General features: G+C 70.9%; 19 protein-coding genes. 11 read left to right on the top strand and 8 right to left on the bottom strand.

Annotated elements, in window-relative coordinates; genetic code table 11:
- Window positions 1-17 precede the first annotated feature (17 nt).
- Window positions 18-1,241: a mandelate racemase/muconate lactonizing enzyme family protein gene (locus AC6CCG_RS03110; protein ID WP_496652986.1), complete on the bottom strand. Its 1,224-nt coding sequence runs from the start codon at window positions 1,239-1,241 to the stop codon at window positions 18-20.
- A 138-nt stretch (window positions 1,242-1,379) separates the two neighbouring features.
- Here AC6CCG_RS03110 and AC6CCG_RS03105 point away from each other — a divergent pair, with 138 nt between their 5' ends.
- From AC6CCG_RS03105 to AC6CCG_RS03085, 5 genes are read left to right on the top strand one after another with little or no spacing between them, the layout of a single operon-like run.
- The gene (locus AC6CCG_RS03105; protein ID WP_496652985.1) at window positions 1,380-2,150 is read left to right on the top strand and encodes an SDR family NAD(P)-dependent oxidoreductase; all 771 of its coding nucleotides are present in this window, start codon (window positions 1,380-1,382) and stop codon (window positions 2,148-2,150) included.
- Window positions 2,151-2,174: 24 nt separating this feature from the next.
- Window positions 2,175-3,485: an ABC transporter substrate-binding protein gene (locus AC6CCG_RS03100; RefSeq protein WP_496652984.1), complete on the top strand. Its 1,311-nt coding sequence runs from the start codon at window positions 2,175-2,177 to the stop codon at window positions 3,483-3,485.
- Window positions 3,482-4,417 carry a carbohydrate ABC transporter permease gene (locus AC6CCG_RS03095; RefSeq protein ID WP_496652983.1) on the top strand — a complete coding sequence of 312 codons (936 nt, stop codon included), beginning with the start codon at window positions 3,482-3,484 and terminating at the stop codon, window positions 4,415-4,417. The genes AC6CCG_RS03100 and AC6CCG_RS03095 overlap by 4 nt, the downstream gene beginning before the upstream one ends.
- Window positions 4,418-4,420: 3 nt before the next feature.
- Window positions 4,421-5,260, top strand: a complete 840-nt coding sequence (locus tag AC6CCG_RS03090; RefSeq protein WP_496652982.1) for a carbohydrate ABC transporter permease — start codon at window positions 4,421-4,423, stop codon at window positions 5,258-5,260.
- 20 nt (window positions 5,261-5,280) lie between these two features.
- A complete protein-coding gene (locus AC6CCG_RS03085; protein WP_496652981.1) occupies window positions 5,281-7,158 on the top strand; it encodes an alpha-galactosidase in 1,878 nt (625 codons plus the stop codon).
- 54 nt (window positions 7,159-7,212) lie between these two features.
- Here AC6CCG_RS03085 and pdxH read toward each other — a convergent pair whose 3' ends face one another.
- Window positions 7,213-7,875 carry a pyridoxamine 5'-phosphate oxidase gene (pdxH, locus tag AC6CCG_RS03080; protein ID WP_496652980.1) on the bottom strand — a complete coding sequence of 221 codons (663 nt, stop codon included), beginning with the start codon at window positions 7,873-7,875 and terminating at the stop codon, window positions 7,213-7,215.
- A gap of 37 nt (window positions 7,876-7,912) precedes the next feature.
- Here pdxH and AC6CCG_RS03075 point away from each other — a divergent pair, with 37 nt between their 5' ends.
- Together AC6CCG_RS03075 and serC are read left to right on the top strand one after the other, a co-directional pair.
- Window positions 7,913-8,470 (top strand): hypothetical protein, encoded by a 558-nt coding sequence (locus tag AC6CCG_RS03075; RefSeq protein ID WP_496652979.1) that lies wholly within the window; start codon window positions 7,913-7,915, stop codon window positions 8,468-8,470.
- On the top strand, window positions 8,467-9,588 hold the full coding sequence (serC, locus tag AC6CCG_RS03070) for a phosphoserine transaminase (protein ID WP_496652978.1): 1,122 nt from the start codon (window positions 8,467-8,469) through the stop codon (window positions 9,586-9,588). The genes AC6CCG_RS03075 and serC overlap by 4 nt, the downstream gene beginning before the upstream one ends.
- A gap of 111 nt (window positions 9,589-9,699) precedes the next feature.
- On the opposite strand, the gene AC6CCG_RS03065 is transcribed toward serC, so the two are convergent.
- Complete coding sequence (locus AC6CCG_RS03065; RefSeq protein ID WP_496652977.1) at window positions 9,700-10,719, bottom strand: hypothetical protein; 1,020 nt, start codon at window positions 10,717-10,719, stop codon at window positions 9,700-9,702.
- A 106-nt stretch (window positions 10,720-10,825) separates the two neighbouring features.
- Between AC6CCG_RS03065 and AC6CCG_RS03060 the strand changes: the two genes are divergently transcribed.
- Together AC6CCG_RS03060 and AC6CCG_RS03055 are read left to right on the top strand one after the other, a co-directional pair.
- A complete protein-coding gene (locus AC6CCG_RS03060) occupies window positions 10,826-11,287 on the top strand; it encodes a DUF2231 domain-containing protein (protein WP_496652976.1) in 462 nt (153 codons plus the stop codon).
- A 198-nt stretch (window positions 11,288-11,485) separates the two neighbouring features.
- Window positions 11,486-12,145: a DUF7691 family protein gene (locus AC6CCG_RS03055; protein WP_496652975.1), complete on the top strand. Its 660-nt coding sequence runs from the start codon at window positions 11,486-11,488 to the stop codon at window positions 12,143-12,145.
- Between the two features lie 50 nt (window positions 12,146-12,195).
- Here AC6CCG_RS03055 and AC6CCG_RS03050 read toward each other — a convergent pair whose 3' ends face one another.
- Entirely contained in the window at window positions 12,196-13,122 is a 927-nt protein-coding gene (locus AC6CCG_RS03050) for a phytanoyl-CoA dioxygenase family protein (protein ID WP_496652974.1), read from the bottom strand.
- A 72-nt stretch (window positions 13,123-13,194) separates the two neighbouring features.
- Between AC6CCG_RS03050 and AC6CCG_RS03045 the strand changes: the two genes are divergently transcribed.
- Complete coding sequence (locus AC6CCG_RS03045; protein ID WP_496652973.1) at window positions 13,195-13,968, top strand: helix-turn-helix transcriptional regulator; 774 nt, start codon at window positions 13,195-13,197, stop codon at window positions 13,966-13,968.
- Here AC6CCG_RS03045 and AC6CCG_RS03040 read toward each other — a convergent pair.
- Genes AC6CCG_RS03040 through AC6CCG_RS03030 form a run of 3 tightly spaced genes read right to left on the bottom strand, consistent with a single transcriptional unit; the run spans window position 13,965 to window position 15,292 of the window.
- Complete coding sequence (locus AC6CCG_RS03040; RefSeq protein ID WP_496652972.1) at window positions 13,965-14,474, bottom strand: hypothetical protein; 510 nt, start codon at window positions 14,472-14,474, stop codon at window positions 13,965-13,967. The genes AC6CCG_RS03045 and AC6CCG_RS03040 overlap by 4 nt on opposite strands.
- Window positions 14,475-14,484: 10 nt before the next feature.
- A complete protein-coding gene (locus AC6CCG_RS03035; RefSeq protein ID WP_496652971.1) occupies window positions 14,485-14,778 on the bottom strand; it encodes a MazG nucleotide pyrophosphohydrolase domain-containing protein in 294 nt (97 codons plus the stop codon).
- Between the two features lie 10 nt (window positions 14,779-14,788).
- A complete protein-coding gene (locus tag AC6CCG_RS03030) occupies window positions 14,789-15,292 on the bottom strand; it encodes a hypothetical protein (protein ID WP_496652970.1) in 504 nt (167 codons plus the stop codon).
- A 109-nt stretch (window positions 15,293-15,401) separates the two neighbouring features.
- Between AC6CCG_RS03030 and AC6CCG_RS03025 the strand changes: the two genes are divergently transcribed.
- The gene (locus AC6CCG_RS03025; RefSeq protein ID WP_496652969.1) at window positions 15,402-15,923 is read left to right on the top strand and encodes a nitroreductase family protein; all 522 of its coding nucleotides are present in this window, start codon (window positions 15,402-15,404) and stop codon (window positions 15,921-15,923) included.
- A 379-nt stretch (window positions 15,924-16,302) separates the two neighbouring features.
- On the opposite strand, the gene AC6CCG_RS03020 is transcribed toward AC6CCG_RS03025, so the two are convergent.
- Window positions 16,303-19,710, bottom strand: coding sequence for a pyruvate carboxylase (locus AC6CCG_RS03020; RefSeq protein WP_496652968.1), 3,408 nt, complete (start codon window positions 19,708-19,710; stop codon window positions 16,303-16,305).
- Between the last annotated feature and the right edge of the window lie 63 nt (window positions 19,711-19,773).

Below are 19,773 nucleotides of genomic sequence, written 5' to 3'. Positions count from 1 at the left end.
TTCCTCCGAGCGTCGCGTCAGCCGACCGGCTGCCCGGCCCGGTCGCGGGTCCGGCCGGTGCCGTCCCGGGTCTCCCCGGACGGATAGAGCTGCTGGCCGGACACCGAGATCTCCACGGTCCGCAGGTACGGTACCAGCGCGTCCAGATCGACCTCGACGCCGAGACCGGGAGCGTCCGGCGCCGCGATCTCGCCGGACGAGTCGAGGCTCAGCTCGCCGGCGGTGAGGTCGCGGGCCAGCGGAGTGGGATGCACCGGGTATTCGCTGAGCCGGTGCTCGGCCAGCCCGGCGAACGGCTGCAGTGAGGCGGACAGCGCCAGCTGCGAGGTGAAGGTGTGGTTGACGAAGGTCACCCCGCGCGCCACGGCGTGGTCCGCGACCAGCTTCGCGGCCCCGATCCCGCCGATCCGGCCGGTGTCGATCTGGACGAACCGGATCCCGCCGTGGTCGATCAGGTTCGTCGCGAGCCGGGCCTGGTGCGCGCTCTCGCCACCCGCCACGGCGACCCGTCCGCTCTGCCGGGCGAACGCGGCGTGGGCGCCGTAGTCGAGCGGATGGAACGGCTCCTCGATCCAGGTGACGCCGGCCCGCTCCAGGCTCGGCAGCCGCTCCAGGGCAGCGGCCAGGTCGGAGCCCCAGATCTGGCCGGCGTCGACCAGCAGCTGCCCGTCCGGGCCGAGACCCTCCCGGGCCGCCGCGAGCTGGTCGGCGTCGGCGGCGGCACTCCCCTCCCCGAAGCCGTTCCAGCCGACCTTGATCGCCCGGAAGCCGCGCCCGACCGCGTCCCGGGCGGCCCGCAGCGTCTCCTCCGGCGTCGCGCCGAACAGCATCGAGGCGTACGGGAGCTTCGGGTACGACCGCGGATAGCCGAGCAGCTTCCAGACCGGTTCGCCGCGAACCCGGCCGAGCAGGTCCCAGAGCGCGATCTCGATGCCGGAGAAGGTGTGCTGCGCCTGCAGCAGGTCCATGCTGTTGCGGGCCACCAGGTCGGCGATCCGGCCGATGTCCGCCGGCCCGTCGAGCCGCTCGCCGAGGACCGAGTCGGACACCGGACGGCAGACGCCGTGCGAGCGGGGCGTCACGAACGCGGCGATCGACACCAGCGGCGAGGCCTCGCACTCGCCCCAGCCCACGTGGTCCCCGGCCCGGACGCGAACGATCAGCGCGTCCTGGCTGCCGTCGGCGTCGAGCGTGATCTCAGGCATCGCCGCGTAGAAGAAGTCAACCGATTCGATCTTCATGGGTTCCTGTTCTTGTCGCCCCGAGCCGACCCACGGCCCTGACCCAGCCATTACATCGTATCTAAGAATGCTTCTGAGTCCACCTTGACTGTCCAGCAGATGTCATAAAGTATGATGAAAGCAGATTTGAGGGAGACGATGTCACAGGATCCAAGGACGGCCCTGGTCACCGGAGCCGCAGGGGGCATCGGTGCGGCGATCGCCGGCCGGCTCGGCCGCACCGGCCATGCCGTGACCTGCGTCGACGTGGACGAGCGAGCCCTGGCCGAGACCGTGGCCGGTCTGGTCCGGGACGGGATCAGCGCCACCGGCGTCACGCTCGACCTGGCCGAGCCGGACGCCGCCGGCCGGCTCGCCGCTCTGGACTGGCCGGACGGCCGGCTCGACGTGCTGGTCCACTCGGCCGGCCTGCTCGACGACACCCCGACGGTCCGCTTCGACCCGGAGCGGTACAGGCGGGTGCTGACGGTGAACCTCGACGCGGCGATCGCGATCACCCTGGCCCTGGCCGGCCGACTCGAGCGGTCCGACGCCCCGCGGGTGCTCAACATCGCCTCCATCCACGGCTTCCGAGCGGCCGAGGACTCGCTGGCGTACGCGGTGTCGAAGGGCGGGCTGGTCAACGCCACCCGAGCCCTGGCCGTGGACCTGGCCGGTCGCGGCATCCTCGTCAACGCGCTCGCGCCGGGCTTCGTCGACACGGCGATGGCCCGGCTGCCGGACGGATCGAAGGAGTACGACACGGACTGGTTCCGCTCGATCTATCTCGAGCACCGCCGGCTGCCGCGCGGCCGGCCGGCGCAACCCGAGGAGATCGCCGCGGTCGCCGAGTTCTTCGTCTCCCCGCAGAACAGCTATGTGAGCGGCCAGATCCTGGCCGTCGACGGCGGCCTGACCGCCACCTTCTGATCACCGAACCCACCAGGACATGCCATGAAACTCAGGAAAGTCGCGGCGGCGCTGGCCGCCGCCGTGTTGATCACCGGGCTGACCACGTCCTGCACCGAGGACAAGACCGGCACCCTGCTGATCTGGGACTCCGGGCTGCTCACCAAGAGCACCGACGACGGCAAGGTGGACACCGCCAAGTCGTTCCTGCACCAGGCCGCGGACCGGTTCGAGCAGGACCATCCCGGCGTCACCGTCGAGATCGTCACCACCACCGGCGACATCAGCGCGAACTCGGCCCAGTTCCAGGCCGCCTCGATCGCCGGCAACGGCCCCGACATCCGGACCGCCTACACCGGCGGCAACACGACGTCGTTCGCCGACTTCCTGCTCGACCTGGACGGCACGTTCGACGAACAGACCACGGCCGACCTGACCGGCTGGAACACGGTCCGCAAGGGCTACACCGAGGAGGGCGAGCTGCTCGGTCTGCCGTACGGCGGCGGCTCCTACTTCTACGTCTTCTACAGCAAGAAGAAGGCGGCCGCGGCCGGCCTCGACCTGAGCACCCCGCCGGCCACCTGGGAGGGCCTGCTCGCCGACGCCGAGAAGGTCAAGCAGACCGGCGAGACCCCGTTCTGGATGGGCAATCAGGAGGGGTACGTCGGCGCCTGGGTGATCGCCGCCCTGGTCGGCGGCCAGCTCGGCGGCACCGCGTTCACCGACATGTTCAACGGCACGGTGCCACTGGACGACCCGGCGATGCTGAAGGCGTACCAGGCCTACACCCAGCTGTTCTCGCGGAAGCTGACCAACCCCGACGCGGGCAGTGTCGGCAACGGCGACGCCGCCGCCGGCTTCATCCAGGGCAAGGGTGTCTTCTTCATCTCCGGCGGCTGGGACAACGCGGTGCTGGACGAGGCGCTCGGCGACGACGTCGGCGTCTTCCCGATCCCGATGCTCAGCGGTGCCCGCTACCCGGCGGCCATCGCCGGCGGTCCGAACGTCGCGGTGTCGATCACCAACTACTCGAAGAAGCAGGAGCTGGCCAAGGACTTCCTGCGGTTCCTGGCCACGCCGGAGATGATCGACACCTACGTCCGGCTGTTCCAGACCGAGCCGTCGAACAGCAAGCGCGCCGACGCGTCGGTGATCACGAATCCGCTGCTGAAGACCGAGGCGGAGACCCTGAAGCAGGCCGACGCCGTCGTCTTCCCGTACGACAACGTGATGCCGCAGGCCATGATCGACTTGTTCTACAAGGTCAACGCCAGCACCTTCATCGGCTCGACGACGCCGGAGGACGCGGTGAAGCAGTTGAAGGACGCGGGAGCCAAGGAACTGGAGCAGCGGTGACCCTGGTCCAGCCCGCCACGGCGGTCCCGGCGAGCCGTACCGGAGCGCCGGCGCCGCGCCGTCGGTCCTGGCGCGCCCGGGAGCGCTGGATCGGGCTGGCCGCCGTCGCTCCCGCGCTGGTGATCGTGGTCGGCTTCATGATCTACCCGGTGCTGTTCGCCCTGTTCCTGTCGCTCAACCGGTCCAACGGCGTCTCGTTCCGCTGGATCGGGCTGGACAACTACGTCGACCTGGTCACCGATCCGCTGGTCGGCCAGGTGCTGGTGACCAACCTCAAGTTCCTGATCTCGGTGCCGTTGGTGATCTTCGTTTCCTTGATCACCGCGGTGCTGCTGTTCGAGCGGATCCGGGGCTGGCGGTTCTTCCGGATCCTGTTCTTCCTGCCGAACGTGCTGTCGGCCGCGGTGGTCGGCATCATGTTCAAGTCGATCTTCGGCTACAACGGCCCGCTGAACGCGCTGCTGGAGGCGGCCACCGGGCGGCGGATCGATCCGTTCATCGACGGCAACACGGCGATCACGGTGATCGTGCTCGCCCTGGTCTGGTCCGGCTTCGGCTACCAGAGCCTGCTGCTGCTCAGCGGGCTGACCGCGATCCCGCCCACCGTGTTCGAGGCGGCCGCGCTGGACGGCGCCGGCTGGTGGCGGCGGCTCTGGCACGTGACGCTGCCGAACATCCGCCGGGTGCTCGGCTTCGTCTTCATCATCAACGTGCTCTACACGTTCAGTTCGCTGTTCGGGTTCGTCTTCGTGATGACCGCCGGCGGTCCCGGGTACGACACCACGACGGTCGACTATCTCGTCTACCTGAAGGCGTTCTCGAGCTCCGGCAACCTCGGCTCCGGCGCCGCGCTGGCCGTGCTGCTGTTCCTGTTCATCGGCCTGCTGACCGTGATCCAGGCCCGGTTCTTCCGGTTGTCCGGGGAGGAGTGAGCCATGGCCGAGACCAGTGCCACCCTGCCGCGGCGGGCCCGCGGGCCGATCTTCGCACTGCTGGTGGTCGTCGCGCTGACAGTGGCGTACCCGATCGTCTTCCTGGCCCTGTCGGCGTTCCGGACCAACACCGACTACCTGCGCAACCCGTTCGGGCTGCCGGCCGAGCTGACCGGGCAGAACTTCCTGGTGTTGATCAACAACTACGGCGCCGGCCGGGCCGCCCTGAACAGCCTGATCGTCGTCGGCTCGGCCTTGATCCTGGAACTGCTGCTCGCGGTCGCCGCCGGCTACGCGATGGCCAAGCTGGACGTGCCCGGGCTGCGCTGGATCAACGCCTCGTTCGTGTCGGTGATGTTGATCCCGAGCCAGGTGTTGATCATCCCGATCTACCTGATGCTGTCCCGGCTGCGGCTGGTCGGCGACCTCCCCGGGCTGGTCCTGGTCTATCTCGCGACCGGGCTGCCGTTCGCGGTCTTCTTCCTGTCGTTGACGTTCCGGGCGATCCCGGACGACGTGCTGGAGGCGGCTCGGCTGGACGGCGCCGGCTTCTTCCGGACCCTGTTCTCGGTCGTGCTGCCGATCGGCGCGTCCGGCGTCGCCACCCTGGCCGTGCTGCAGTTCCTCGGCATGTGGAACGAGCTGCTGTTCGCCTACATCCTGTTGCCGGACGACGACAAACGCCTGCTCACCCCGGCGCTGGCCCAGATCGGCGAGCGCTACCTGACCGATCAACCGCTGGTCTCGGCCGGCTTGTTGATCACCGCCCTGCCGCCGATCCTGTTGCTCGCCTTCGCATCCCGGTACGTGATGCAGGGGCTGGCCGCCGGCGTCGGCCGCTGATCGATCGGAGTGCCTGACCGATGAACCCGTCCGCGCTGTCGGCGATCCTGGAGTCGCCCGAGACCCACGCGGTGACCGCCGACCATGATCACCTGCGGGCCGAGCCCGGGGTGCACCGGATCGGCGACGGCCCGGTCTGGGAGCTGACCCTGGACCTGACGAACGTCGGTGACCAGCCGGTGACGATCACCCGGATGGATCCGCTGGCCGGGCGGCTCGCCGGGACGAACTGGCAGGCACTGGCGTTCCGGTCGGCCTGGGGCGACGAGTTCGCCCCGGTGCGCTCCGAGACCAGGGACGGCCTGTTGATCGAGTCCCGGTCCGGCCGCTCCTCGCACGGCTGGTCGCCGTGGCTCGGTCTGGAGCGGTACGGCCTCGCGGTGATCATCGCCCCGGCCTGGAGCGGCAACTGGCGGATCGAGATCGATCATGATCACCGGATCGCCGCCGGCCTCTCGCCGTGGCGGTTCGCCACCGTGCTGGCCCCCGGTGAGCGGCTGACCGCGCCGTCGGTGATCATCGCCACCGGGCCGACCCTGGACGAGGCCGCGGTCGCGCTGACCGGTGCGGTCGGCCGGCACCTGCTGCCGCGGTCGCCGGCGTCGGAGGCGCTGCCGGTGGAGTGGAACCACTGGTGGCCGTACGAGGACGCCGAGGTGACCGAGCAGGTGATCGCCGACAACGCCGAACTGGCCGCCGACCTGGGCCTCGAGGTGTGCACCGTCGACGCGGGCTGGTTCGGTGACGCCGACGCCGGCAGCGATTGGCAACTCCAGCGCGGCGACTGGGACCGGGTCAACACGGCCCGGTTCCCGAGCGGACTGGACGCCCTGGGGGCCGAGATCCGCAGGCACGGAGTGAAACCGGGGATCTGGATCGAGCTGGAGGCGATCGGGGCGGCGGCCGAGCTGCGCCGGACCCGGCCGGGCCTGGTCGCCCGGTCGGACGCGGCCCGGGATCCGAGCGCGTACCGGACGATGACCGTGTCGCTCGATCCCGACGATCCCGGTTTCCTCGGCTACGTCTGTCTCGGCTCGCCGGAGGGCCGCGCCTTCGCCGCCGAGGCCCTGGACCGGACCGTCGCGGCGATGGGCGCGGAGTGGATCAAGATCGACTTCAACATCGACCCGGACGCCGGCTGTACCCGGGATGATCATGGTCACGGGCCCGGCGACGGGCTGTTCCGCCACTATCAGGGCCTCTATGCGGTGCTCGACGCCTTCCGGGCCCGGCACCCGGACGTGATCGTCGAGGCCTGTTCGTCGGGGGGCTTGAGGATCGATCTCGGCCTGGCCCGGCACGTGCACTGTTTCTTCCTGTCCGACCCGGACTACACCGAGCACGCGCTGCAGGTGTTCTGGGGCGCCGGCCTGATGCTGCCGCCGGCGGCGATCCTGCACTGGTCCTGGTCGCAGTGGCGCAACGACTACGCCCCCTCGCAGCTGGACTTCGCCACGCTCGGCCCGGACGACTTCGACACCATGCTCCGGGCGGCGCTGCTGCACCGGTTCGGGGTGTCGCTCCGGCTCCCCGAACTGCGTTCCGACCTGCGGAACCGGCTGCGGACCCACGTCGAGCTGTTCCGGACCGTGGTCGCGCCGTTCGTCCGGGACGGGGTGCTGCGGCGGCCGGCCGGGCAGCCGCTGCGGGGCGGCGAGGGCGAGCGGGTGCCGGTGTTCCAGCTGAGCCTCGGCGACCGGCACCTGGTCGCCGGTTTCCGGCTGGCCGGTGGCGCGACGCCGGCCACTCTGCCGGTCAGCGGTCTCGACTCGGGACGGGCCTACCGGGTGACCGACCTGGCCACCGGCCGGTCGGTCCCGCTGGCCGGCCCGCGGCTGTCCGTCGTCGCCGATCGGGACTCGGTCGGTTCGTGGATCCTGCTGGTGGAGCCGGCCTAGAAGGGTGCTGAAGGATCCTCGCCGCTCGGTAGGTCAGGATCCTTCAGCACCCTTCTAAGGGGCCAGGCGAGTGATCGTCCAGCCGCCGCCGACGCGGTCGTACCGAAGTCGATCATGCATCCGGCTCGGCTGGCCCTGCCAGAACTCGATCATGGTCGGGACCACCCGGTAGCCGCCCCAGTGCGGCGGGCAGGGCACGTCGCGCTCCGCGAACCGCTCCTCCGCCGTTCGGTACGAGGCGTGCAGTTCCTCGAAGGTCACCCGGCTGGACTGGGCCGACGCCCAGGCCCCGAGTTGCGAGCCGCGCGGCCGGGTCGCGAAGTAGGCCTCCGACTCGGCCCGCGGCACCGGCGCGGCCGTACCCTCGACGCGGACCTGGCGGTGCAGCGGATACCAGCCGAACAACAGCGACGCAGCCGGCTGGCCGGCCAGTTCCCGGCCCTTGGCCGAGTCGTAGTTGGTGTAGAAGACGAAGCCGTCCTGGTCGGCCTCCTTGAGCAGCACCGTCCGGGACCGCGGCCGGCCCTCGCTGACCGTACCGACGACCATCGCGGTCGGTTCCGGCAGCACGCCGGATTCCTTGGCAGCGAAGGCCTCCGCGAGCCACGCCTCGAACAGCGGGTACGGGTTCGGCGGCGCGGCGGACTCCAGAAGATGATCACCGGTGTAGTCCACTCGCTCGGCGGCGAGATCAGGATTGCTCGGAGTGTCGGCCACAGGCCCAGTCTCGCACTCCGGTCGCTAGGGTCGACGGATGGCCACCACGGAGTACGCGATCTTCCTCAACGGCTCGTACGGCGTCGGCAAGTCGTCCACCCTGGACCACATCGGCGATCTGCTGTTCCGGACCGAGCAGCCGTTCAGCCTGATGGACGTCGACTGGTTCCACCGGTCCTGGCCGCCCGCCGACTTCGACCTCGGGAACAAGATCATCGAGGCCGAGAACATGGCCTTCGCCTGGACCAACTACCGGCGGGTCGGGCCGCGCCGTCTGGTGGTCAGCGGCGTGATCTCCGACCGGGCGATCCATGATCGCTACCGGAACGCCTTCGGACTGGAGGTCCGGCCGGTGCGGCTGGTCGCGTCGCCGGAGACCACGGAGCGGCGCCTGCACGGCCGCTACTCGGCGTCCCAGAGCGACGCGCTGAACTGGCATCTGGAGCGTCACCTGGAGCTCACCCGGCAGCTCGCCGAGGCGGACCTGGACGAGGCGGTGATCGACACCGACGAACTCTCGCCGCACCAGGTCGCAGAGCAGGTGCTGAGCCATTTCGGCCTGCTGCCGGCCGGATGGAAGAATGAGCGGACGTGACCGAGCTCAAGCTTCCCGCCGACGTGCTGCCCGCCGACGGCCGGTTCGGCTCCGGCCCGGCGAAGGTCCGGCCGGAATCGATCAAGGCGCTGGCCGTTGACCGCGCCGACCTCCTCGGCACCTCGCACCGGCAGGCACCGATCCGCCGGCTGGTCGGCGAGGTCAAGGAAGGCCTGGCCGCGCTGTTCGCCCTGCCGGACGGCTACCAGGTGGTGCTCGGCAACGGCGGCTCCACGCTGTTCTGGGACCTGGCCATCGCGTCCCTGATCCGGCGCCGCAGCGCGCACGGCAGCTTCGGCGAGTTCTCCGCGAAGTTCGCCGCGGCGGCCGCCGCGGCCCCGCACCTGGAGGATCCGGCGGTCACGTCGGCGGAGCCGGGCTCGATCGCGGTCCCGGCCGCTGTGCCGGGCGTGGACAGCTATGCCTGGGCCCACAACGAGACCTCGACCGGGGCGATCGCGCCGGTGGCCCGGGTGGCCGGCGCCGACGACGGCGCGCTGATGATCATCGACGGTACGTCGGCGGCCGGCGGTGTCCAGGTCGACGTCGCCGAGTCCGACGTGTACTACTTCGCACCGCAGAAGAGCTTCGGCTCCGACGGCGGGCTCTGGCTGGCGCTGCTGTCGCCCGCCGCGCTGGACCGGGCCGCCGAGATCGCGGCGACCGACCGCTGGATCCCGGAGAGCCTCAGCCTCGCCACGGCGATCGACAACTCGGCCAAGGACCAGACCCTGAACACCCCGGCGATCGCGACGTTGATCATGCTCGCCGACCAGGTGAACTGGCTCAATGATCATGGTGGCCTGGCCTTCGCCGCCGCCCGGACCGCGGAGTCGTCGACCCGGCTCTACGACTGGGCGGACGCGTCGCCGGTCGCCACCCCGTTCGTCGCCGATCCGGCGCAGCGCTCCCCCGTCGTCGGCACGGTCGACTTCACCGGCGTCGACGCGGCCCGGATCGCCGCCGTGCTGCGCGAGAACGGAGTCGTGGACACGGAGCCGTACCGGAAACTGGGCCGGAACCAGCTCCGGGTCGGGATGTACCCGAACGTCGACCCGGACGACGTCAGCCGACTCTGCACCTGCATCGACTGGATCCTGGAGCGCCTCGCCGGCTGATCTTCCTCGGACGCGTCGGCGGAGTGAGGCCGGCGGTTGGGTGCTCGTCGTCGGACCCCGATCCGAGGGGCGGCCGGCGGAGCGGCCGCCCGATCGAGCACAACTGACCGCTCAGCGGCCCTTGAGCAGGGCGACGACGAGGCCGGCGATCAGGGCGACCACGGCGGCCGCGCCGAGCGAGAACATGGTGCCGACGCGGCTCGGCCCGGCGGTCGGCGGCGCGGTCTCGGACGGTTCCGGCGCCGGGGCGCTGGACGACGGCTTCGGGGTCTTCGACTCCTTCTTCGGCGGCGTGCTCGATCCCTCCGAGGCCTTCTTGACCTCGTCGGGAATGGCGACCTGGAGCACCTCGGAATTCTTGCCCTCGCTGCCGACCAGCAGGTTCTCGCCGTCCAGCGAGACGGTGATCGACTCGCCCTGCCGCTGGAACGGCAGCGGTTCCCGGCCGATCACCTCGAAGTTGTCGGTGTCGTAGATCTCGACCGAGACGTAGGTACGGAGCGCGAAGCCCTGGCCGTCCGGCAGCGCGACCGCATCGGTGACGAAGGCCGGCGCGTCGGCGACCCGTTCCAGCTCGTTGACACCCTGCCGGGACGGGTTCTCCGGCGCCGCGTAGATGCCGCCGTCGCCCTCCTTGCTGACGATGTAGAGCCGGCCGTCGTCGTCGACGAACAGGGCCTCGGCGTCCCGTGGGCCGTCCGGGTACTTGAAGTCGTACGAGCGGTACTGGCGCGACTCGGAACTCGGTTCGGCATCGTCGAAGTAGTAGACCGTGACGAACTCGCGCTCGGCGTCGTTGTCGCCGATGTCGGCCAGGTAGAGCCGGCCGTCATGGAACGCGACTGCCTCGATGTCGGTCGGCTCGCCGCGGAAGGACAAGGTGCCGGTGACCTCGCCGTCCGGGTCGAGCGCGAACGCCCGACCCTCGTCGCCGGAGTCGTTGACGGTCCAGTAGCGCTCGTTGTCGAAGTCGGTCGCCAGCCCGGACGACTCCTCGATCCGCTCGTCGCTGATCGTGAACGCCACCTTGTCCTCGGCCGCCGCCGGGCGCGGCGTCGCCGCCCACAACCCGGCCGAGAGCGGCAGCAGGATCAGCGCCGACACCAGGACGCGCCCGGCCGTCCGCATCATCCGTTGGTCCTCCGTTCCGGCGATTCACCCGCCCACAGAGAGTACGTGATCCCCCCACGCGCGCCGAGTGCTGGCCCAGCGCGCGGTCGCTCTTTACGCTTCAACCATGGAACTCGCCGGGTTGCCGCTGCACCCTCTGGTCGTGCACGCGGTCGTCGTCTTCGTCCCGCTGTCGGCACTCGGCGCGGTCGCCATCGCGGTCTCGGTCTGGATCCGCCGCCGGTACGGCTGGCTGACCACGGCCTTCGCGCTGGTGGCCGCCGGGTCGACCTTCGTGGCGCAGCAGGCCGGCGCCCACCTGTACGAGACCTTCCCGCGCCCGACCGCGGAGATGACCAGCCACATGGAGATCGCCGGCGGCCTACTGCCGTGGGTGGTGCTGCTGTTCGTCGGCGCCGCCGCGGTGACCGTGCTCCAGTTCCTGATCGACAGGTCCGACGCCGCGCCGGTGCTCTGGCAGCGGATCGCCACCTGGGTCGGGATGGCGCTCTCGGTGGTGGCCGGGGTCGGCGCGACCGTCCAGGTGGTGCGCGCGGGCCACTCCGGCTCGACGGCCGTGTGGGGCTGAGTCAGCCGAGCTGCTGCCAGAGGGCGGCGATCACGATCACGGCAAGAAGTCCGATCAGCACGCCGGAGACGATCGCGCGCCTGGTCCGCGGGGTCACCGGTCCATCCTCGCTCGCCGGACCGGCCGATCGAAAATCCACAGGTCGGTGAGCCGCGCCGACTCTGGCGACCCTCGTCGCGGCTCCATTACGGTTCTGCCATGGGAGAGCTTCGGCTGTACGCGATCGGGATCGATGAGGTCCGCGGCATGTTCGGCGCCCGTCCCGAGCAGGCGGCCCGGCTGCGTGAGGTGGCGCAGCGTGCCCTGGAGCCTGCCCCGGCCGCCCCGTCCGGCGGACTGCTGTCCCGGCTCGGCCCGATCTTCCGGCGCGACACGTCCGCCCCGGTGCTGTCCCCGACCCAACCGCTGCCGGCCGACCTGGACGCGTTGCTCGGCGGCTCCTACATCCCGCCGGACCGGGTCGGCGCGACCTGGCGGCTGCTGGAGATCCTGGTCGCCGGTTCGGCCTGGGGCGCCACCAAGCTCGAGCTGACCTCCCGGTCGCTGGACGACCTCGACTTCGCGCTGGCCCGGGGCGGCGTCTCGGCCGCGGTCGGGCTGCGGCACCTGCTCAACTCCCCGACCAGCGTCAACCTGGTGCCGGTGCAGGGCCTGGTGGTCGGCTACCACCCGTACCCGAAGGCGCTCGGGATGGCGTCGGCGTACCGGTCGGCGATGCCGGAGATCAAGACGCCGGAGCAGCAGGAGCTGATCTCCGGCCTGGTCAGCTGGCTGGACGGGTTCGTGCACTGGGCCGGGGTGGCGCAGCAGCTCGGCCGGCCGACGCCGGACCTGATCGGGTTCTGGGTCGTCGGCTGACGGCCCTTCGACGGGCTCAGGGCACGGGAGCCAGGCACGGGAGCGGGGGCTCAGGGCACGGGTTGGCCGTGCTCGGGCCGCTCGGCGAGCCAGTCCTCCTCGGTGGCCACCCGCTCCGGGTGCCGTCGGCTCCGGGCCAGGAATCCTGCGCCGTGCTGCGGCATCGGGTCCTGGTCGGTCGGCTGGTAACGCAGGTCGACGCTCCACCGGACGTGGTCGGAGTCGTTCGGCGTCGAGCTGTGCACCAGCCGGTCGTTGAACAGGATCGCCGTCCCGGCCCGCACCGGCAGGGCGACGACCCGGCTCGGCTCGAGGTCGAGCTCGCCGGCCCCGAGGGTCAGGTAGCCGGTGCCGGACTGCTGCTCGGCCTCGTACGTCATCACCCGGTGCCGCTGCGTCCGCGGGTAGACGTGCAGGCAGCCGTTCTCCAGGGTGGCGTCGACGAAGGAGATCCAGACCGTGATCACCGGGTTCGAGTTGGCGTCCGGCCAGTACGACTTGTCCTGGTGCCAGGGCACCGCGCCGGCGGCGATCCGCGGCACCTTGGGCCGGACGTTGTAGACCGGGTTGGCGAAGATCTCCGGGCCGATCAGGCTCTCCACCGCGTCGAGGATCCTCGGGTTGCTCATCAGCGTGTGATAGCCGGCGATCCGGTCCCGCCAGCTGCGCCCGTACTCCAGGAAGTCGTCGCCGGTCAGGCCGTCGAACAACCGCGCCAGCCGGTACGGGAAGCCGACCTCGGTCAGCGGGTCGTCGATCTTGCCGGCGGCCAGCAGGTCGGCCGCGATCCGGTCCACCTTCTCGGTCAGCGCGGCCCGGACCGGTGCCATGTCGGCGTCGTCGAGCAGCCCGTCGAGGACCAGATAGCCCTCGGTGTCGTACCGGAGGACCTGGTCCTGGGTCAGGCTCCCGTGGTTGCCGGCACGCATCCGGGCGTTGCCGAGTTGATCATCGTTGCGGCTGATCGCTGCTCTCATGGCTTGTGAGCTTACGAATCTCCGCCGCCCGGGTCGTGGTCAAGACCGATCGGCTGGTGGTAGAAACCGATCATGTCCGCATCGTTCGTCCCGCTCCGGCTCGAGGCACCGCCGGAGGTGGTGGGCGTCGGCGTCGGCCGGCATGGGCTGCGGGAACGGGTCGAGCAGTGGCTGTTGCCGGAACTCCATTCCGTCCACCTGTACGACTACGACGCGGAGGTCGTCGTCGCGGGCGTCGGCTACCCGATCGAGCCGGGATCGCTCAGCATCATCCCGGCCGGGGCACCGATGGAGTTCCGGTATCGCGGGCCGTCGGAGCACGTGTACGCCCACCTCAGGCTGCCGCGCGCCGGCCGGGCCGTGGCGGCACCGATCATGCAGAACCTCGGCGACGACGCCGCCTCCGTCCGGGCCCGGCTCACCGCGATCGTGGTGGCACCGGCCGCCCGGCGGTCGGCCGAACTCTGGTCGCTGCTCTGGCGGGCGGCGACCGGTCCGGCGGGGCCCGATCCCGGAGCCGGCCCGGACCACCCGGCGGTCGCGGCGGCGGTGGGCTTCATCGAGGGGAATCTGGCCCGGCGGATCACCGTGGAGCGGGTGGCGGGCGCGGCGCATGTGTCGGCCAGCCATCTGAATCGGCTGTTCCGAACGGGATTCGGCGTCGGGGTCGCCGGCTATGTCCGGCGGCGCCGGGCGGACCAGGTGCAGCACCTGCTCCGGGATACGACACAGTCGATCGGGTCGGTCGCGGCGAGCATCGGAATCGGCGACCTGCAGACGTTCAACAAGTTCTGCCGGGCCAGGCTGGGCGCCTCGCCGCGGCAGCTCCGGGAGGGCCGGAGTTAGCCGGTCTGCTCGCGTACGAAGAGGTCTCCGGTCTGCGCATTCCAGATGCGGTCCTGCTGCGGCAGGTCGGCGCCGGAGTAGTGGTCCGGGATGTCGATCTTGGTTCCCGCGGCGTAGAACGCACCGAAAGGCGCGCCCTCGAACGAGTACTGAAGTCCTCCGTCCTCCTGCCGGAAAGGCTTGCCCACGATCGTGTAGCTCGATCCGTCGTCGTAGGTGACCTTGGGCAGCTTCACCGTGAGGCAACGCTTCGCGTTGCTCTGCTTCGTCGGGCACCAGGTGCCCTCGACGGTCCCCCTGGCCTTCTCCGGGTTCGCCGACGTCGGAGTCGGGGTCGGCGTCGGTGTGGGTGTGGCTGGCGGGGTGGGCGTGGCGGTCTCGGCGGACGGCTGGGTCGCGGACGGTGACGCGGCGGAATCCGACGGTGGCGCGGTCGAGCAGGCGGACAGCGCGATGAGGGCGGCCAGGCCGATCGCGGCGGCCGGCGGGACGCGGTGCCGGATCATGATGCCTGGCTCAGAGCCACTTCTTCTTGACCTCGGCCTCGAGGTCGATGTCGTACTTCCGGGCGAGCAGCAGGACGTGCGCGAACACGTCGGCCATCTCCTCGCCGAGCAGGTCGTCGACGTCGGCGGCGTCCAGGCCGTGGTCCCGGGACTGGCCGCTGCGCATCAGGTAGGCCCGGGTCAGCTCCCCGACCTCCTCGTTGAGCTTGAGCATCAGCCAGTCCGGAGTCCGGTCGATCTTGAAATGCCGGGCGTACGACTCCGACCGCGACTCGACGGCATCAGACAGTTCGCGCAACTCCATGCTGGCGAGCCTACGGGGTCGGCTGCCCCGGCACCGGACCACCTCGCCTGGCCCGGTTGGTGATCAGGAACACCACCGCGGCGGCCAGGCCGGTCAGCCAGCCCCAGTACAGTCCCCAGCCGCCGCCCGCGCTGATCCGCTGCAGCACCAGCTGCCCGACCATCTCCGCCGGGTACTCGAAGTCGAGCGCCACCAGGGGTGACGTGGCCAGCGCCGCCAGCCAGCCGGCCAGGACCACCGCGATCCAGCCGCCGAACAGGACCGCCGCGAACCCGTACCGCGGCGACGCGGCGCGGGCCACCAGCCAGACGATCAACGCCACCACGACCGCGACGACGACGAGTGCGACCAGCGTCGCCACCAGCCCGGCCGGCCGGAGACGGATCGGCAGCGAGATCGGCGTACCGAACAGCAGCCGCAGCGGCATCGCCTCCACCGCCGCCAGCGCCATCAGGTAGTTGATCACGCTGCAGACCAGGCCGCCGAGCGGCGCCAGGACTGCTGCCGTGATCATGGCGGCAGCCGCTCTCGGCCGGGGCGGTGCGGATCCAGGTTGAGACATCGCAGCAGGATAGTGGCCCGCCCGGAGGTTCGGGAGGAGAGCGACCGGGCACACTACGGCCATGGGAGAACGCCCGCCTTTCGCGCCCCGCGCCGTCCGGACGTTCGCGCCGGAGCCGATCCCGCTGCAGACGGTACGTGAGCTGATCGACCGCGCCCGGTGGACGGGGTCGGCGCGCAACGGGCAGCCGTGGCGCTTCGCAGCGGTCCGGGACCCGCGCCGTCAGGATCAGCTCGCGCGGCTCGGCGCCTACGCCGGGCTGCTCCGGCACGCTCCGGCCGTGCTGGTCCTGCTCAGTCCGACCGAGGAGGGCCGAGACACCGCCTTCGATCTCGGTCGGGTTGCGCAGTCGATCATGATCGCCGCCGCCGAGTCCGGCCTGGGCAGCTGCGTGGTCAGCCTGTATCCGGAGCCCAACGCGGACCGGGCAGCCCGGCTGGTCGACGCCGAGCCGGGCTGGTCCGCGCACCATGCGATCGCCCTGGGCCGGCCCCAGCCCGCACCGAGCGGCCGATCCGCGATCGCCGTCGGACGCCGGCCCACCGCCGACCTGCTGCGCCGGGTTGGCGACTGGCCGGACTGACACCGGGCAGGCTGGATCTGTCGGTCCGGCGGCCCGCCGGACAGGCCCGACACGCAGCCGCGGAACTGCCCCGGGCCGACTCGCGGTAGGCCTTCGGTGGGCTTGGTCCAGCGGACCTTGACGCGATTTCTCTTCTAACGGGCCCCGAACGATCGTTCAAGCGCTTAACCGGTCGGTGCAAAGAGAAATCGTGACATCGGAAATGGGCACGACCGCGGACCGGGCGGCCCGGCTGGTCGACGCCGAGCCCGGCTGGTTCGCCTTCCGCGCGATCGCGGCCGGTCCCCGCCCGCGTCAAGCGGACGGTCCGCGATTCCGGTCGGTCGCCGGCCCACCTGCTTCACAGGGTCGGCGACTGGAGCGCCTGACCGGGACGAGGTCAGCCGGGGTTGATCACCAGGACCAGGTCGCCGCCCTCGGCCTGCTGGACGCGGCCGATGGCGAGCCGTTGCACGGTGCCGGCGATCGGCGCCGTGATCGAGGCCTCCATCTTCATCGCCTCGATGGTGGCCACGGTCGCGCCGGCCTCGACCTTGTCGCCCTCGGCGACGGTCACGCTGACCACGCCGGCGAACGGCGCGGCCACGTGGCCCGGGTTGCCGTTGTCGGCCCGCTCGGCGGCCTTCACGTCGACCTTGATCGAGTTGTCGCGGACCCGGATCGGCCGCAGCTGGCCGTTCAGGGTGCACATGACGGTCCGCAGGCCGCGCTCGTCGGCCTCGCCGATCGCCTCCAGGCCCAAGATCAAGCTGACGCCCTTGCCGATCCGGGCGACGTGTTCCTCGCCCGGGCGCAGGCCGTACAGGTAGTCGATCGTGTCGAGCCGGCCGACGTCGCCGTACGTCTCGCGGGCCGCCTCGAAGTCCTTCGAGGGTCCGGGGAACAGCAGCCGGTTCAGGGTGATCTGGCGGTCCCGGCCGGGCTTGTCCAGCGCGGCCGAGTCGTCCTCGGACAGGTCGGCCCGGGCTGGCGGCACCTTGCGGCCCTGCAGCGCCTTGCTCCGGAACGGTTCCGGCCAGCCGCCGGGCGGGTCGCCCAGTTCGCCGTTCAGGAAGCCGATCACGGAGTCCGGCACGTCGTAGTTCTCCGGGTGCTCGGCGAACTCGGCCGGATCCGCGCCCGCCGCGACCAGGTGCAGAGCAAGATCACCGACGACCTTCGAGGACGGCGTGACCTTGGTCGGCCGCCCGAGGATCTTGTTCGCGGCGGTGTACATCGCCTCGATCTGCTCGAACTTGTCGCCGAGCCCGAGCGCGATCGCCTGCTGGCGCAGGTTGGACAGCTGACCGCCCGGGATCTCATGATCGTAAACGCGGCCGGTCGGGCTGGGCAGGCCGGACTCGAACGGCAGGTACGCCCTCCGCACCGCCTCCCAGTACGGCTCCAGGTCCATCACCGCACGAAGATCGAGATTCGTCGCACGCTCGGTGTGCTGCAGCGCCGCGACCAGGGCCGACGCGGGCGGCTGGCTGGTCGTCGACGACATCGGCGCGCTCGCCACGTCGACCGCGTCCACCCCGGCGTCCACGGCCGCCAGCAGGGTGGCCAGCTGGCCGCCCGCGGTGTCGTGGGTGTGCAGGTGCACCGGCAGGGCGAACCGCTCCCGGAGCGCGGTGACCAGGGTCCGCGCGGCCGGCGGCCGGAGCAACCCGGCCATGTCCTTGATCGCCAGGATGTGCGCGCCGGCGTCGACGATCTTCTCGGCCAACCGGAGGTAGTAGTCCAGCGTGTAGAGGTCCTCGGCCGGATCGCTCAGGTCGGCCGTGTAGCAGAGGGCGACCTCGGCGACCGTGGTCCCGGTCTCCCGGACCGCCTCGATCGCCGGCCGCATCTGCTCGACGTCGTTCAGCGCGTCGAAGATCCGGAAGATGTCGATCCCGGTCTCGGCGGCCTCGGCGACGAACGCGCTGGTCACCTTCTCCGGGTACGGGGTGTAGCCGACCGTGTTCCGCCCGCGCAGCAGCATCTGCAGGCACAGGCCCGGCATGTTGTAGCGCAGCGCGGCCAGCCGCTCCCACGGATCCTCGTTGAGGAACCGCAGCGCGACGTCGTACGTGGCGCCGCCCCAGCACTCCACCGAGAACAGCTCCGGCGTCATCCGGCCCACGTACGGCGCGATCCGGAGCATGTCCTTGGTCCGCAGCCGGGTCGCCAGCAGCGACTGGTGCGCGTCTCGGAAGGTGGTGTCGGTGACCTCGACCCCGGTCCGGTTCCGCAGGTCGGCGGCGAACCCCTCCGGGCCGAGCTCGAGCAGCCGCTGCCGCGAACCGTGCGGCGACGGTTGATCGAGATCGATGCCGGGCGGCCGCTTCTCCCCCGGATCGAGCAGGGTCGGCGCCTTGCCGTACGGCTGGTTGACCGTCACCTCGGCCAGCCAGCGCAGCAGCCGGGTGCCGCGGTCGGCCGGCGCGTGAGTGGTCAGCAGCTGCGGCCGCTGCTCGATGAAGCCGGTCGAGACGTCCCCGACCAGGAAGTCGTGATCTTCCAGAACGGCTTGCAGGAAAGGAATGTTGGTACTGACGCCGCGGATCCGGAACTCCGCCAGCGCGCGCCGGGCCCGGGCCACCGCGGCCTGGAAGGTCCGGCCGCGGCAGGTCAGCTTGACCAGCATCGAGTCGAAGTGGGCACTGATCTCGGCGCCGGTCGCCGCGGTGCCGCCGTCCAGCCGGACGCCTGCTCCACCGGCCGACCGGTACGCGGTGATCGTCCCGGTGTCCGGCCGGAACCCGTTGGCCGGGTCCTCGGTGGTGATCCGGCACTGCAGCGCGGCGCCGTTGATCCGGACCACGTCCTGGCTCAGACCAAGATCATCGAGGGACTCGCCCGACGCGATCCGCATCTGCGCCTGGACCAGGTCGACGTCGGTGATCTCCTCGGTGACCGTGTGCTCGACCTGGATCCGCGGGTTCATCTCGATGAACACGTGCTGGCCGGCCCGCTCGCCCTCGGTCTCGACCAGGAACTCGACGGTGCCGGCGCAGGAGTAGCCGAGCGACTTGGCGAAGGCGACCGCGTCGCGGCAGAGCGCCTCGCGCAGTTCGGTGGAGATGTTGGGGGCCGGCGCGATCTCGACGACCTTCTGGTGCCGCCGCTGGATCGAGCAGTCGCGCTCGAACAGGTGCATCGTGTTGCCGTCGTTGTCGGCCAGGATCTGCACCTCGATGTGCCGCGGCCGGCCGACCGCCTGCTCGATGAAGACGGTCGGGTCGCCGAACGCGCCCTCGGCCTCGCGCATGGCGGCGGCCAGTGCCTCCGGCAGCGCGGCCGGATCGTCGACCCGCCGCATGCCGCGGCCACCACCACCGGCGACGGCCTTGACGAAGACCGGGAAACCGATCTCGGCGGCGCCCGCGAGCAGCGTCTCCGCATCGTCGGACGGCGGGGTGGAGCGCAGCGTCGGGATGCCGGCGGCCTTGGCCGCGGCCAGCGCGCGCACCTTGTTGCCGGCCAGCTCGAGCACGTCGGCCGGCGGGCCGATGAAGGTGATCCCGGCCTCGGCGCAGGCCCTGGCCAGGTCCGGGTTCTCGCTCAGGAAGCCATACCCGGGATAGATCGCGTCGGCACCGCACTCCTTGGCCGCGCGGATGATCTCCGCGACGTCCAGGTAGGCCCGGACCGGGTGTCCCTTCGACCCGATCAGGTACGCCTCGTCCGCCTTGATCCGGTGGACGGCGTTGCGATCCTCGTACGGATAGACGGCGACGGTGGCCGCCCCCAACTCGTACGCGGCGCGGAAGGCTCGGACGGCGATTTCGCCCCGATTGGCGACCAAGACCTTGGCGAACATGCCCCTGAATCTATCTTCCGCGCGCCGCGCCCCCGAATCCGCGGGCCGGGGATGGACACCTCG

The sequence above is a fragment of the Microlunatus sp. YIM B11417 genome (assembly GCF_059617205.1).
The sequence above is the reverse complement of the archived record's forward strand: the minus strand, read 5'-3'. Positions and strand labels throughout refer to the sequence as shown.

Excerpts from the sequence above, each read along its gene's own strand:
- AC6CCG_RS03110 (WP_496652986.1), bottom strand. The coding sequence starts at position 1,241 with ATGAAGATCGAATCGGTTGACTTCTTCTACGCGGCGATGCCTGAGATC.
- AC6CCG_RS03105 (WP_496652985.1), top strand. The coding sequence starts at position 1,380 with ATGTCACAGGATCCAAGGACGGCCCTGGTCACCGGAGCCGCAGGGGGC.
- AC6CCG_RS03100 (WP_496652984.1), top strand. The coding sequence starts at position 2,175 with ATGAAACTCAGGAAAGTCGCGGCGGCGCTGGCCGCCGCCGTGTTGATC.
- AC6CCG_RS03090 (WP_496652982.1), top strand. The coding sequence starts at position 4,421 with ATGGCCGAGACCAGTGCCACCCTGCCGCGGCGGGCCCGCGGGCCGATC.
- AC6CCG_RS03085 (WP_496652981.1), top strand. The coding sequence starts at position 5,281 with ATGAACCCGTCCGCGCTGTCGGCGATCCTGGAGTCGCCCGAGACCCAC.
- AC6CCG_RS03075 (WP_496652979.1), top strand. The coding sequence starts at position 7,913 with ATGGCCACCACGGAGTACGCGATCTTCCTCAACGGCTCGTACGGCGTC.
- AC6CCG_RS03065 (WP_496652977.1), bottom strand. The coding sequence starts at position 10,719 with ATGATGCGGACGGCCGGGCGCGTCCTGGTGTCGGCGCTGATCCTGCTG.
- AC6CCG_RS03060 (WP_496652976.1), top strand. The coding sequence starts at position 10,826 with ATGGAACTCGCCGGGTTGCCGCTGCACCCTCTGGTCGTGCACGCGGTC.
- AC6CCG_RS03055 (WP_496652975.1), top strand. The coding sequence starts at position 11,486 with ATGGGAGAGCTTCGGCTGTACGCGATCGGGATCGATGAGGTCCGCGGC.
- AC6CCG_RS03050 (WP_496652974.1), bottom strand. The coding sequence starts at position 13,122 with ATGAGAGCAGCGATCAGCCGCAACGATGATCAACTCGGCAACGCCCGG.
- AC6CCG_RS03045 (WP_496652973.1), top strand. The coding sequence starts at position 13,195 with ATGTCCGCATCGTTCGTCCCGCTCCGGCTCGAGGCACCGCCGGAGGTG.
- AC6CCG_RS03040 (WP_496652972.1), bottom strand. The coding sequence starts at position 14,474 with ATGATCCGGCACCGCGTCCCGCCGGCCGCCGCGATCGGCCTGGCCGCC.
- AC6CCG_RS03035 (WP_496652971.1), bottom strand. The coding sequence starts at position 14,778 with ATGGAGTTGCGCGAACTGTCTGATGCCGTCGAGTCGCGGTCGGAGTCG.
- AC6CCG_RS03030 (WP_496652970.1), bottom strand. The coding sequence starts at position 15,292 with ATGATCACGGCAGCAGTCCTGGCGCCGCTCGGCGGCCTGGTCTGCAGC.
- AC6CCG_RS03025 (WP_496652969.1), top strand. The coding sequence starts at position 15,402 with ATGGGAGAACGCCCGCCTTTCGCGCCCCGCGCCGTCCGGACGTTCGCG.
- AC6CCG_RS03020 (WP_496652968.1), bottom strand. The coding sequence starts at position 19,710 with ATGTTCGCCAAGGTCTTGGTCGCCAATCGGGGCGAAATCGCCGTCCGA.